The sequence below is a fragment of the Catenovulum maritimum genome (genome assembly GCF_001050375.1).
In the GTDB taxonomy this organism is placed as follows: domain Bacteria; phylum Pseudomonadota; class Gammaproteobacteria; order Enterobacterales; family Alteromonadaceae; genus Catenovulum; species Catenovulum maritimum.
This window is the reverse complement of the sequence record NZ_KQ130482.1, coordinates 259,278-271,731: the sequence shown is the minus strand read 5'-3', so window position 1 is coordinate 271,731 and position 12,454 is coordinate 259,278. Positions and strand designations below refer to the sequence as shown.

The window sequence follows — 12,454 nt, the reverse complement described above, 5'->3', positions numbered from 1 at the left end:
TGACCTTATTGCCAAATTAATACTTCAATCGGAGTTGGGTTATAAGCATTACAAGGGTTGTTAAGCTGTGGGCAGTTTGAAATTAACACAACAACATCCATTAGCGCTTCAAGTTCAACATACTTACCTGCGCCACTAATACCGTCAGCAAAAGTAAGTTTACCATCGGCAGTGACAGGCACATTCATGAAAAAATTAATATTGTGAGTAATATCTTTTTTAGTCAGCCCTAACGTTTCATTTTCGGCAATCGCTAATAGCCAGCTATCGCGGCATGCATGCATGCATTTTTTTTCAAGTGCATAACGCACTGTATTACTTTCTGTGGCACAAGCACCGCCGACTGTGTCGTGTCTGCCGCAAGTATCCGCTACAATTTTAAGCATAGGCTGGCATTCATTCGACATTAGTACACTACCTGAGGTTAAATATAAATTACCTTGTTCTCGAATGGTGTCGGTTGCACTGTAGCGTTCACTAATATCATTAGCGTTATAAAACAAGGTATCTGCAGCTTGATTGCCTTCTAAATCTAAAATTCTGAAGGTTTGGCCTTTTTTAACTACTTTTAGATAGTAATCACCCGCCTCAACAACTTCACGGCTAAATGCTTGTTCTGCTTGCAATAAACTTTCAATAATCATAAAACTGCTCCTTATAGACCTAAGTGATATAAACGGTTATTTTCATAACCTCGCTGGTTTTCTTCGCAAGCGTTTTTACACAAATCGTCTTCAGCCAGTGGCGCTGATTTTATAATTTGATATTCAAGCTCAAATTCGGGATATTGTGCTGCTTCATTTAAGGGGTGTGGGCAAGTATGAAGCAATACGAGCGTATCCATTTCAAACCTGAGTTCAATAAAATCACCAGCTTTCGATTGCTGCGTCGCATAAGTTAAATCGCCATCATTGTTAGGCACAACCTTGCTAAATAGATTTAGATTGGCGGCTAAATCTTGTTTATTTAGGCCATATTTGGTGGCTTCAACTAAAAATGCATCATTGCCATTTTGCTTCCAGTCGTTTCTGTGAGTTTGGTAATCTCGTTTGCCCCACTTTTTTTCAACCATAGCGGCATTGGTATTACCACACACAGTGTCATGCCAGCCAAAACTATCTTCTGTTATAGCGCAGAAGATACGCCCCATATCAGAGTATAAACAGTGGCCTTGAGTCAACTTAAAAGTGTGCTGACATTTTAAGGTATCCGGCGCGTTATAACGCTCTAGTAAGTTTTCAGAGTTGTAAAATAATACTCCTAGATTAGCGCCACCGGTTTTATCAATTAAACGTAAACTGGTGCCTCGTCGCATTCGCAATGACCAGTGTTTGCCTGATGTCAAAGTATCTTTATATAAAATCATATGTTAACAACCTTTCGGGTATATTTTTCAGCAATAGCATGACCAGCTTCTTGCTGCACTTTATTAGTCAGAGGTAAGTCATAAGTGATTTGTGCACCATAAGCAGTTGGTGCTTGAGGATCTTGGCGTGGCTTGTCAAATACCCAAAGTCGTGACCCAAGCTCAAATCCTTCCTGAATATCATGCGTTACCATAAAAATGGTCAGCTTATTTTCTTTCCAAATTTTGCGAATAAGCTGGTGCATATCTTTTCGAATGCCAGGATCAAGTGCCCCAAATGGCTCGTCCAATAATAAAATTTTGGGCGATTTCATTAACGCTTGCGCAATAGCTAATCGCTGCTGCATACCACCGGATAATTGATGAGGATATTTGTTTAGTGCATGAGCCAAGCCAACGGCTTGGATAAAGTCAGTAGCTTTTTCAATAATTAGCCGCTTTTGTTTACCAAATGTACGACCTAAAAAGCTAGATGCCGAAAACTCATCTGCAATCATCACATTTTGTAAAACCGTTAAATGCGGAAATACTGAATATTTTTGAAAGACAATGCCCCTAGCTTCGTTAGGCTCGGGTGGTATTGGATTGTCTTCCAACAATATCTTGCCTTTGCTGACCTGTTCACTGCCTAAAATCATTTTTAATAACGTGGTTTTACCGCAGCCAGATGCCCCAACCATAGAAACAAATTCACCTTGTTCTACTTCAAGGTTTAATTGCTCTAAAATTTGTACGTCACCGTACGATTTCCAGACATTGCTAATTTTTAATAAACTCATTTGCCAGCCTCCTGATGGTGATACCAAGGGAAACACAGCTCAGACAGTTTACGTAGGCTAAAATCCATTGCAAAAGCTAAGGTCGTTATCCAAATCACATAAGGTAAAATCACATCCATTGACATATAGCGGCGCACTAAAAAAATTCTATACCCAAGGCCTTCTTGCGCGGCAATCGCTTCAGCAGCAATTAAAAATAACCATGCTGTACCTAAAGATAACCTCATTGCTGAAATCAAACGCGGCATAATTTGCGGCAACACCACCCGAATGGCCACTAACCAAGTGGACGCACCTAAGGTTTGTGCTTTAATTAAAATTTCAGAAGGCAGTTGACGCACATGAGACTGAACGTCACGAATAATCACAGGGGCGGTCCCAATAATAATTAACATAACTTTAGCCAGCTCGCCTAACCCAAAGCTAATAAAAAGAATCGGTAACACGGCCATAGGTGGAATTAAGGAAACAATAGTGATTAGTGGAGAAAACCCAGAGCGAACCAGAGGTAATAAGCCTGATAACATACCAAGTATTAACCCCAAGGCAGCACTGATACCAATACCGATACAGATCCGGTATAAGCTTGCGCTGGTGTCATCCCAAAATAGGTATTTTCCACTACGTTTATCTTCGGTAAAAGCCATGCGTTCAACTGCATCTGAGATTTGAGTAAAACTCGGCAACAGCTTGTCATAAGGGTTTTCAGCCAGTCTGTCATTTGATGCTGTCCAGTACAGCATCAAAATTAAGATGAATGGCATAATGGCAAGAAAACCTTTAAGAGAACGCGACGGCTCTAAATTCATCAATTTTTTCATATAGATAAACCAGACTTATAAATTGCCGTCAGCTGCCATTTGCATAAAGCTCGGATCAAATCTGAGTTTAATGTTATGTGGATTACCAATTATGGCTGCTGGCGTTTGTATACCAATAAAACCTGAATCTGGTGCTCCGTCGCCTAATAAACCATGGTCAAACGAAAAATCAGCAACATATTTCATGGTTTGAGCTAGCTTTACATTTTTTGTAAACTCAACAGCATTTTTAGCCTGATAAAACATTTCTGTGCTAGCCAATTGTGCTTTATATCCTGCTAAATCTGTACCGGATGCAGTGGCTAATTGCTCTAGTACTTTTTGATCACCCATTTTGGCCATAATTTCATACCAGGCGCCTACTAGAGCCTTGCCAAAATTAGGGTTTTGTTTGAGTGTGTCGGTATTAACAACCATTAAATCTATGATTTCACCTGGGATATCAGATGAATCAAAAACCTTGTTAGCACCCGGTTGTTTTTCAATTTCAGAGAGCAGAGGATTCCAAGTCACAACAGAAGTAACGTCTTTAGTTGAGTATGCAGCAACTAAATCAGCATCAGCTGTATTAACCACATTTACATCACGCTCAGATAAACCTATCGACTCTAAGCCTCGAGCTAATAGATAATGCGATACGCTTAATTCAACTAAATTAATTTGTTGGCCTTTAATGTCAGCCAGTTTGGTTTTGTTTTTTAGCACAACGCCGTCGTTACCATTAGAAAAATCGCCAACGATTAAAGCAGTGCTATCAACAAAACTAGCTGCTGGAATAGTTAGAGCATCCATATTGGTCATACTACAGGCATCAAACTGCCCTGCGGTATATTGGTTAATAGACTCTATGTAATCATTAATTTGCACTACATCGATTTCTATATCGTATTTGTCTGCCCATTTTTTTATAATGCCTGAACTGTCGCCATATTCCCATGGCATCCAACCCACATAAATTGACCAACAAATGGAAAACTTATCTTTAGCAAAAGCATTTGTACTACTGATTAAAACGAGGATTAAAGTGAGTATTTTTATCTTTTTCATGTCGCGTTCTCCAAAGTTTACACGGTTTTATGAGCGCAGGAAGCCTAATTAAATTGAACCTCCCGGGCTTTTATCCCGCCGTGTAACCCTTTGCTAACGCAAACATAAGAACACAAACACTAACGTTGTGATTGGTCATTATGCGGCTAGGTTGAAAACTCTCGGACCAGACATTGATTCATTATGATAAATCAACCGGAACCCTAGTTATCTGTTTAGCACTATGCTGGTTCAACTTAATTGAACCCCTGCAAGTTTAATAAAGCATAAACTTAGCCAATAATTAAAATTCATAACAATAATATTATAACCCATTGTTTTTAAAATTAAATTAAAAAATTCAGCGGAAAATATTAAAGAACAAATCAGAATAATGCTTGAACCCAAATATCGACTATTACTAGTTCAGATTGGTGCAGCGCACCATTTTCAACCAAAAAATACATATCTAATCCTATCGCGATTATCGATGATTTAGTCTAGAAATAGGGAGGAGACCATATTTGAGGTCAAGCTATTATCGGTCAAATCATGACTTCAATTTTAATGATAACAAGCATGCTGTAGCGACAAAAATGCTCGATATCCATAAGCAAGCTTCTAAACCATATAATTGATAAACCCAACCTGAAAGTACAGTTCCAATTAATCGTCCCATAGCGTTAGCCATATAGTAAAAACCGACATCGAGTGATACACCATCATTGCCCGCGTAGCTCACTATAAGGTAGCTATGTAATGATGAATTAACGGCAAACACAGCGCCAAAAATAAGCAAACCCAGAATAATTGACGTTTGTATGTAAAAGTCAAAATGCAAAGTTAGGGCAATAACCGCAGGGATTAAGGTTAAATATCCAGCCCATAAAAAAGCCGCTCTTCCTGTTGGGGTTTTACCTTGTTTTTTTCCGGTAAAATAAGGTGCAAAAGACTGGACTATGCCGTAGCCAATCACCCAGCTCGCCATAAACCCACCAACCCACCAGTGATTCCAATTAAATGTTGCGGCTAAAAATACTGGCAAGGCAACCACAAACCAAACATCTCTAGCGCCAAATAAAAACATACGGGCAGCAGAGAGAATATTAATGGATGGGCTTTTCGAAAAAATCTCATTAAATTTAGGCTTGTTTTTAGCTTTGCCTAAATCTTGTTTTAAAGCGATTAAGCTAAACAACCAAACTAAAGCCAATGCCGCAGCCATCAATATGACAGCCCCTTTAAAACCAACTAATGTCAGTAATAATCCGCCTAAAAAGAAACCCACACCTTTAAGCGCATTTTTAGACCCAGTTAGTATGGCCACCCATTGATAAAGCTTGCCCTCAGCACCTGCTGGCACAAGTAGTTTTATCGAGCTTTTAGCACTCATTTTATTAAGATCTTTAGCAATGCCTGATAATGCTTGAGCAATCATCACATAAAGTACAGTCAGCATTTCAGTTGGTACAGCTAACATAGCCAGCGCAATGATTTGCATGGCTAAACCTATATTCATGGTTTTATTTAAACCTAGCCTTGCACCTAGCCAACCGCCCACTAGGTTAGTGATTACACCAAAGATTTCATAAAATAAAAACAGCATGGCAATATTGAGCGGGCTGTAGCCTAGCTGATGAAAATACAGCACCACCAGCATTCTAAGTGCGCCATCTGTCAGCGTAAATGCCCAGTAATTGCCAGTCACCACCAAGTATTGTTTAATCGCAGGTGATAAACTGTTGAGTGATAAAAGCGCCATAACAATTAACCTTTGTCTGCTAAACCAACCATACGTGCAAGCTCGGCAGTTCTGTTCGAATATCCCCACTCGTTGTCATACCAAGCATATATTTTCAATTGTGTATCATTTACCACCAGCGTAGATAATGCATCAATAATGCTTGAGCGAGGGTCAGTTTTATAATCAATAGACACTAACGGGCGTTCTTCGTAGCCTAATATGCCTTTTAATTCGCTCTCAGCAGCTTCTTTTAGTAATTGGTTTACTTCTTCACTTGTCGTGCTACGTGCAACTTCAAACACACAGTCAGTAATAGATGCATTTGTTAACGGGACTCGAATCGCGTGGCCATTTAGCTTGCCTTTAAGCTCAGGGAAAATATGTGTAATAGCCGTTGCAGATCCGGTTGTCGTTGGAATTAAGCTTGTGCCACATGAACGCGCTCGGCGTAGATCTTTATGTGCCGAGTCAATAATAGTTTGGGTGTTGGTAATATTATGAATGGTTGTCATTGAGCCATGTTTAATCCCAATTTTTTCATGGATTACCTTCACGACAGGCGCTAAACAGTTAGTTGTACAGGATGCTGCTGTCACTATCGGGTGAATTGTTTTATCGTATAAGTGCTCATTAACCCCCATAACAATGTTTAGTACACCTTCTTCTTTCACTGGTGCTGTCACCACAACCCTTTTAACACCTTGCTCTAAATAAGCTTGTAGTAAAGCTTTGGTTTTAATTTTGCCTGACGCTTCAATTACGACATCGCACTTAGACCAATCTGTATCTTGAATCGCTTTATTTTGCGTGCAAGGGATATGCTCGCCATTAATGACAATCTCATCGCCAGTATGCGTCACATCATGATGCCAGCGGCCATGTACTGAATCAAACGCTAATAAATGCGCAAGTGTTTCTGCATTACCAGCCGGATCGTTAATGTGCACAATTTCAATATCATCCCAATCATATGCAGCCCGCATTGATAGCCTGCCCATACGGCCAAAGCCGTTAATACCAATTTTAATTGTCATAAATGTGTCCTAAATTTTTAATTGTCTGTATCTGCTTTGAACTGTGTATTAAAGTTTATAAATATGAATTAAAGTAATCGAGCTGAGCTTGATTTTTAAGCGAATTAGGGCGTATTTTCTGAACTGAATTTATCGCCTGTTCGCCCGTGTAACCTAAAGCTAACAGTATGAGTCCTATCACTAAACCAGTCCTACCCGAGCCGCCTTTACAATGAACGGCAATCGTGCCCTGATTATTGATTACCGCGAGTATATTTTGCTTTTGAGCTAGCCAGCTGTCCTCAAAAGCTTGATTAGGAGCAGCATCGTCTAAAATAGGTAATTGCAGCCATTCAATGTTTTGTTTTTCGCATTCCTGCGGTAAAGATGTGGCTTTATTTTTAGCCATTTCTTCATCAAACATCAGAGTAAGTAGCATGTTAGTGCCGGCTTGTTTAAGTGCCTCAATGGATTCAGTTAAACTTGCTTCCTTGGTACCTGGGCAAGGGGTAAAAATCAGCTTAGCGCCATTATCAAGCGGTAAAGTATCAAAAGGATGTGACATTATTTTTTCCGTTAATTTGTTCATTAAAAAGTTAAGCTTGGGTTCGAAACCAGTGTCCGGTCCGGTTGACTAGGTAAACTAGAGACAACATCACTGGCACTTCAACTAGCACGCCAACGACGGTTGCTAGCGCCGCACCTGAATTTAAGCCAAAAAGCGAAATAGCCACGGCAACTGCGAGTTCAAAAAAGTTAGAAGTGCCGATTAAACAGGCTGGTGCTGCAATCTTATGTGGCAGTTGCAACCATTTAGCCGCTAAATAAGCAATGATGAAAATGCCATAAGTTTGGATGATCAATGGGATCGCAATTAAACCTATGGTTTCAGGTTGCGAGATAATCGTATTGGCTTGAAAGCCAAACAATAAAACAACTGTGGCTAATAAACCAACCACAGACCAAGGTTTCAACTTGGTCAAAAATTGATTAATTACCTGTGTTTGCTTGCCGTTATTCAGTATTTTTCGAGTCAAGATACCCGCAATTAATGGGAGTAAAACATAAAGTAAAACTGAAATAAGCAAGGTTTCCCATGGCACTTGAATATCACTCACCCCGAGTAAAAACGCAGAAAGCGGTGCAAAAGCAAATATCATAATGACATCGTTCACCGAGACCTGAATCAAGGTATAATTGGGATCACCTTTGGTCAGCTGTGACCATACAAAAACCATAGCGGTACAGGGAGCAACACCCAATAAAATCATGCCGGCGATATATTCTTGCGCTGAGGCGGGATCAACCCAATCGGCAAAGAATATAGTAAAAAATAACCAACCTAGACCAGCCATAGTAAAAGGCTTAACCAACCAATTGATGATAATGGTTAGCATCAAACCCTTAGGATTTTTACCTACATCTTTAATTGCAGAAAAATCAATTTGAACCATCATGGGATAAATCATTACCCAAATAAATACGGCAACCACTAGATTTACTTTTGCAATTTCTAACCCAGCAATGGTTTGGAAAACACTTGGCTGCCATAGGCCTAACCCCACACCTAGCGCAATACTCAAACCAACCCAGAGTGATAAATATCGCTCAAAAATACCCATGATGAGATCCTTTATTACTGCTTCTAAACTTATTTACTGCAAAAACTGGCTTTATCCGGCCTATTTTGCATCCGGGATAAACGTTCAAGCTCTGAACTAATCAGCGGAATATTATTTTCTGTTGTTTGAGCAATCACGGCTTTGGCCCACAAAGGGAGTGCAGGATTAATACGATAAAATACCCACTGCCCATGTTTTCTATCGGTTATTACTTGAGCTTTTTTCAATACAGCTAAGTTACGTGACACTTTTGGCTGGCTATCTTCCGCCATTGCAGCCATTAACTCGCATACACATAACTCACCGTGATAATGAGCGAGCATCAAGGTTTTCAAGCGTATTTCATCTGTTAAACATTTATAAAAATCGATTGGTTGAAAACTTAAAGTGAGTTCATTGCCATTACTAGCCGGCATCTGTGGGCTATCAATATTCTGCTTGGCATTATTTCCTTCCACAGACACAAACATTGCTAAACGATCATTCAATTCACCTAGCGTAGTCGAAAATGGATTATGTCCACCTCGAGCTTTAGGATCGGGAAAATCCCAAGCTAACTGTGTCGACGCATTGGGGAAACTTCTGCATTCATTACTCGCTTTATCACACAGGGTAATCACATAATCAAACGACTGACCTTCAAACTTAGACAGGTGTTTGGCGACTAAATTTTTTGTCGCAACGCCAAATGTTTCTAAAGCTTGAATCGCACGCGGATCAACGCTCTCAGGTTCAGTGCCTGCACTATAAACCTCGTACATATCAGCCGCTTTATGTCTGAGTAAAGCTTCCGCCATTTGCGATCTAGCCGAATTACCCGTACAGAGAAAAAGGACACTTTGCTTTTTAAGATTCTTCATTTTAAACACCCTAAACAACATATGAAATATTTTATATACAAAAAATCATATATACAATAGTTAAATCTAAAGTAGTTTGGGTATAAAGATGTACAGTTCGGAACTAATTCGACTTATTTATAGTTTGAGCTGAAAGAAGTAATACGGCTAGGAGAAGAAATAAACGATAAAAATATTAATCTCTATGTATCCAATGCTTAAATTCATTCCCCGTTAAAAAAGATTCAGCATCAGTTCCCTGAAGCATAGCTAAAGTTGCAACCATACCCGCTTTTATACATGAGTGACTTGCAACGGTAACCGACCTTGGGGAATTTTCAATGGGCCAACCCGTTTTGACATTTAAAATGTGGCCATATCGTTTACCATTTTTTATTAAAAAACGATTTGTATCTCCACTTGTCGCTATTCCCCCTTGGTAGAATGAAATAACAGTACTGCTTTTATTTTTAAACGCAGGGTGTTCTATACCAACACACCAAGGTTTTTTGTTATTACGGGGCTTAGTCGCGAGTAAATCTCCACCAAAATTTATTAAGGCTGGTTGTTTGGTTTGCGTTTTTATCAATTCAGCAATTTTATCAACTGCATATTCTTTACCTATGCCACCAAAATCGATTTCCATTTTGCTAGGCAATTCAATGCTTTTGTCATCAAAACGAACCTTTTGCCAATTAACCAAAGGTAAAAGTTCATCAACTTGCTGCTTGGATGGCAGATTATCTGATTTATCAAAATGCCATGCTTTTCTTAATATCCCCGAAGTGATATCAAACATGCCATCACTAATGAGATAACATTGATCAGCAAAAGTAAGTAACGCGGACGTTTCCTCATCAATAGATATACTTTTTCCGCCACTATTATTAATTTTGGAACATAAACTTAACGGATTGTAACGACTGTATTTGTCTTCTATACGCCATACTTCTTTGGTAATTAGCTTTGCAAGTAAATGCAACTCTAACTCATTGATTTCGTCAAATATGACCTCGCAGGGACTAGCCATAGCATCAAAAACAATACTATGGCAATGAGGAGTAGAATTAATTTTAAAACTTCTATCTATCATATTTTAAAATGAATAATTGATTTGGAAAATGACTGCATCAATACTTTCATAAAGCTCTAAATTAGCCAATATTCCAGGTTTTTCATAGCCGGGGTTAGTCGGCGTTTGTTTAAACAACTCAAATCGAAATGACACTTCCGTATTATTTTCTAACGGCATTCCATATTTTACGCCTAAGGTTAAACCATCCATTTCACCAATTCGATAGTCCGCACTTGCAAAATCTAGCGCCTCATTTTCCATCATAAAAGGTCGATAAAACTCGGCTGCGCTTTGTATATAATAACGAACATGCGGTTCGAAATAACTTCCGCTTAAAGGGATATTATATCTTAAATCAAAAGTATGAGAACTTATATCCCAATCATCCCACATATAACGATAAGAAAAATCGATCACTGAATCTGTTAAATGATATTTAGTTTGCCAAAAAACACTCTGTTTTGTGCGTGAATCTGGGCGATTTTCATATAAATGGGTTAAAGCTTCGCCATTATCATTAACAACACTAACCACCTTAAAAGGATCAGATAAATAACCATCCACTTGTGAGTAAGAATAATTCAGCTGCATCAACATCCGTCGGTTAATAATCTGTGTTACACCAAATAACATATCTATAGTTGTTTTATTTTCACTGCCAGACAAGCGATTAGGCTCAGTGCCTTTATGTAACATAGGCGTAAATGCGATAGGTACACCACCTTCAGGATCAATAGAATCGTAAGAGTAAGCAACACCTAAAGATAATGTTGTATTCTTTTGATTAAGCTCACGAGCAATATTGCCATTAAAACCAAGTGATAAATAATCATACTCTTTAGAAAAATGCACACCTGCACTGCCAAGGTAATTTTCTGCTAATGGCTGTGTCCATTGTGCGTTTAACTGTACCCGAGTATCCTGAAAAGTATCATCTAGTGGTGTTTGTCCGGCACCAATATCATATGATCCCTTGCCTGAAGGGCGAGTAAAAGTCTGAACTTTATCCTGAGGCACAGCCCCATTAGCTGAAGCGCCTGTAAGTGTATCTAAAGTTAATTTAAGATTTAGAAAGTGTCCATCTGAATACTCTTTAGTGCCAGATATAATACCCTCAACAGCACTAACGCGGTCAGTTTCACCGTAATACATTAAAGCTGTATCAAAAGACCAAGCATTTGATTCTTCCGCACTTGCAGCACTGCCTAATAAACTACATGTCGCTACAGTCAATAATTGCTGTATATTTTTTGTTTTTAATTGCATCCGCAACCTCCTCCAGCAAAACTACGCCCGCCACTAGATGCTTCTTTCGAAAAATAAATATGCTCGTCTAAAGCAGCATCAATGGGAGACGAATTAAGTGACATTTCTTTTTTGGCCAGTAAATCTCTTTCCCAAGGCTTCACACCTAATGACGAGCAAGCGGTTGTGGAAAGAAGAACAAAACTAACAACGAAAAGTTGAACATATTTATTCATAATTACACTCCTATTTTGTACCTTGGTTTATTAATATTCATTTTTAAAAATTAATGAGGTTAATTCTTTTTCATAACTTACCGTTTTATCGTTAAAAAATCCGACATGGCTTCTAACTATTTGTCCAGATTTATCAAAAATAAAACTGCTTGGCATTCCTTTAAGCTTAAACTCTTTTGCTAATTCTCCATTAGGATCAAATACCACAGGAAAATCATTTTCATTTTTCGACAAGAATTCATCTGCTAACTTCCTATCTTGATCTAAATTAACACTAATGACAGTGAAATTATTATCTTGATATTTTTGTTGAATTTGATTCATCCAAGGGAAGGATTTACGACAAGGTAGACACCACGAAGCCCAAAAATCCAAATAAATTACCTTAGATTGATGCTTTTCAAGAAGTGCTGCTAATTCCTTTTTTGAATCGGCCATATCTTCTGCTTGTAACGAAGAGCTTGTTAAGATAAAACACAGTATATATTTTAAAATTCGACAGTTATGGAGCATAAAATTAAACTCGCTAATTCATATTAATAATCAATATATTTAATAAACCTTAAGGAAGACTTAATCTTTATTAAATAAAATAAAAGATAGAGATACCGAATTATCTATGACTTATTATGAATCTGTGATTAGGCTCATAATTTTTATGCGTAAAACATCGGAATATACAATTATC

At 38.4% G+C, this 12,454-nt stretch carries 14 protein-coding genes and 1 riboswitch; all 14 genes read right to left on the bottom strand.

Annotated elements, in window-relative coordinates; genetic code table 11:
• Window positions 1-5: 5 nt before the first annotated feature.
• Complete coding sequence (locus tag XM47_RS00945; RefSeq protein WP_048688330.1) at window positions 6-644, bottom strand: urea amidolyase associated protein UAAP2; 639 nt, start codon at window positions 642-644, stop codon at window positions 6-8.
• 11 nt (window positions 645-655) lie between these two features.
• Entirely contained in the window at window positions 656-1,366 is a 711-nt protein-coding gene (locus tag XM47_RS00940) for an urea amidolyase associated protein UAAP1 (RefSeq protein ID WP_048688327.1), read from the bottom strand.
• Complete coding sequence (locus XM47_RS00935; protein ID WP_048688325.1) at window positions 1,363-2,145, bottom strand: ABC transporter ATP-binding protein; 783 nt, start codon at window positions 2,143-2,145, stop codon at window positions 1,363-1,365. Before XM47_RS00935 ends, XM47_RS00940 begins: the two co-directional genes overlap by 4 nt.
• Window positions 2,142-2,966 (bottom strand): ABC transporter permease, encoded by an 825-nt coding sequence (locus XM47_RS00930; RefSeq protein ID WP_048688322.1) that lies wholly within the window; start codon window positions 2,964-2,966, stop codon window positions 2,142-2,144. The genes XM47_RS00935 and XM47_RS00930 overlap by 4 nt, the downstream gene beginning before the upstream one ends.
• 15 nt (window positions 2,967-2,981) lie before the next feature.
• Window positions 2,982-4,013 (bottom strand): putative urea ABC transporter substrate-binding protein, encoded by a 1,032-nt coding sequence (locus tag XM47_RS00925; protein WP_048688319.1) that lies wholly within the window; start codon window positions 4,011-4,013, stop codon window positions 2,982-2,984.
• A 57-nt stretch (window positions 4,014-4,070) separates the two neighbouring features.
• Window positions 4,071-4,231: riboswitch (guanidine-I (ykkC/yxkD leader) on the bottom strand.
• Between the two features lie 311 nt (window positions 4,232-4,542).
• Window positions 4,543-5,754: an organoarsenical effux MFS transporter ArsJ gene (arsJ, locus tag XM47_RS00920; RefSeq protein WP_048688315.1), complete on the bottom strand. Its 1,212-nt coding sequence runs from the start codon at window positions 5,752-5,754 to the stop codon at window positions 4,543-4,545.
• 5 nt (window positions 5,755-5,759) lie between these two features.
• A complete protein-coding gene (locus XM47_RS00915) occupies window positions 5,760-6,770 on the bottom strand; it encodes an ArsJ-associated glyceraldehyde-3-phosphate dehydrogenase (protein WP_048688313.1) in 1,011 nt (336 codons plus the stop codon).
• 55 nt (window positions 6,771-6,825) lie between these two features.
• Window positions 6,826-7,314, bottom strand: a complete 489-nt coding sequence (locus XM47_RS00910) for a phosphatase domain-containing protein (RefSeq protein WP_048689155.1) — start codon at window positions 7,312-7,314, stop codon at window positions 6,826-6,828.
• A gap of 31 nt (window positions 7,315-7,345) precedes the next feature.
• On the bottom strand, window positions 7,346-8,371 hold the full coding sequence (arsB, locus tag XM47_RS00905) for an ACR3 family arsenite efflux transporter (RefSeq protein WP_048688310.1): 1,026 nt from the start codon (window positions 8,369-8,371) through the stop codon (window positions 7,346-7,348).
• A 29-nt stretch (window positions 8,372-8,400) separates the two neighbouring features.
• Window positions 8,401-9,231 (bottom strand): metalloregulator ArsR/SmtB family transcription factor, encoded by an 831-nt coding sequence (locus XM47_RS00900; protein WP_048688307.1) that lies wholly within the window; start codon window positions 9,229-9,231, stop codon window positions 8,401-8,403.
• Between the two features lie 175 nt (window positions 9,232-9,406).
• Window positions 9,407-10,240: an FAD:protein FMN transferase gene (locus XM47_RS00895; protein WP_245623394.1), complete on the bottom strand. Its 834-nt coding sequence runs from the start codon at window positions 10,238-10,240 to the stop codon at window positions 9,407-9,409.
• A gap of 66 nt (window positions 10,241-10,306) precedes the next feature.
• Complete coding sequence (locus XM47_RS00890) at window positions 10,307-11,551, bottom strand: DUF3570 domain-containing protein (RefSeq protein WP_048688301.1); 1,245 nt, start codon at window positions 11,549-11,551, stop codon at window positions 10,307-10,309.
• A complete protein-coding gene (locus XM47_RS00885) occupies window positions 11,542-11,766 on the bottom strand; it encodes a DUF4266 domain-containing protein (RefSeq protein ID WP_048688299.1) in 225 nt (74 codons plus the stop codon). Before XM47_RS00885 ends, XM47_RS00890 begins: the two co-directional genes overlap by 10 nt.
• Window positions 11,767-11,796: 30 nt before the next feature.
• Window positions 11,797-12,204, bottom strand: coding sequence for a TlpA family protein disulfide reductase (locus XM47_RS00880; RefSeq protein ID WP_053084484.1), 408 nt, complete (start codon window positions 12,202-12,204; stop codon window positions 11,797-11,799).
• Window positions 12,205-12,454 lie beyond the last annotated feature (250 nt).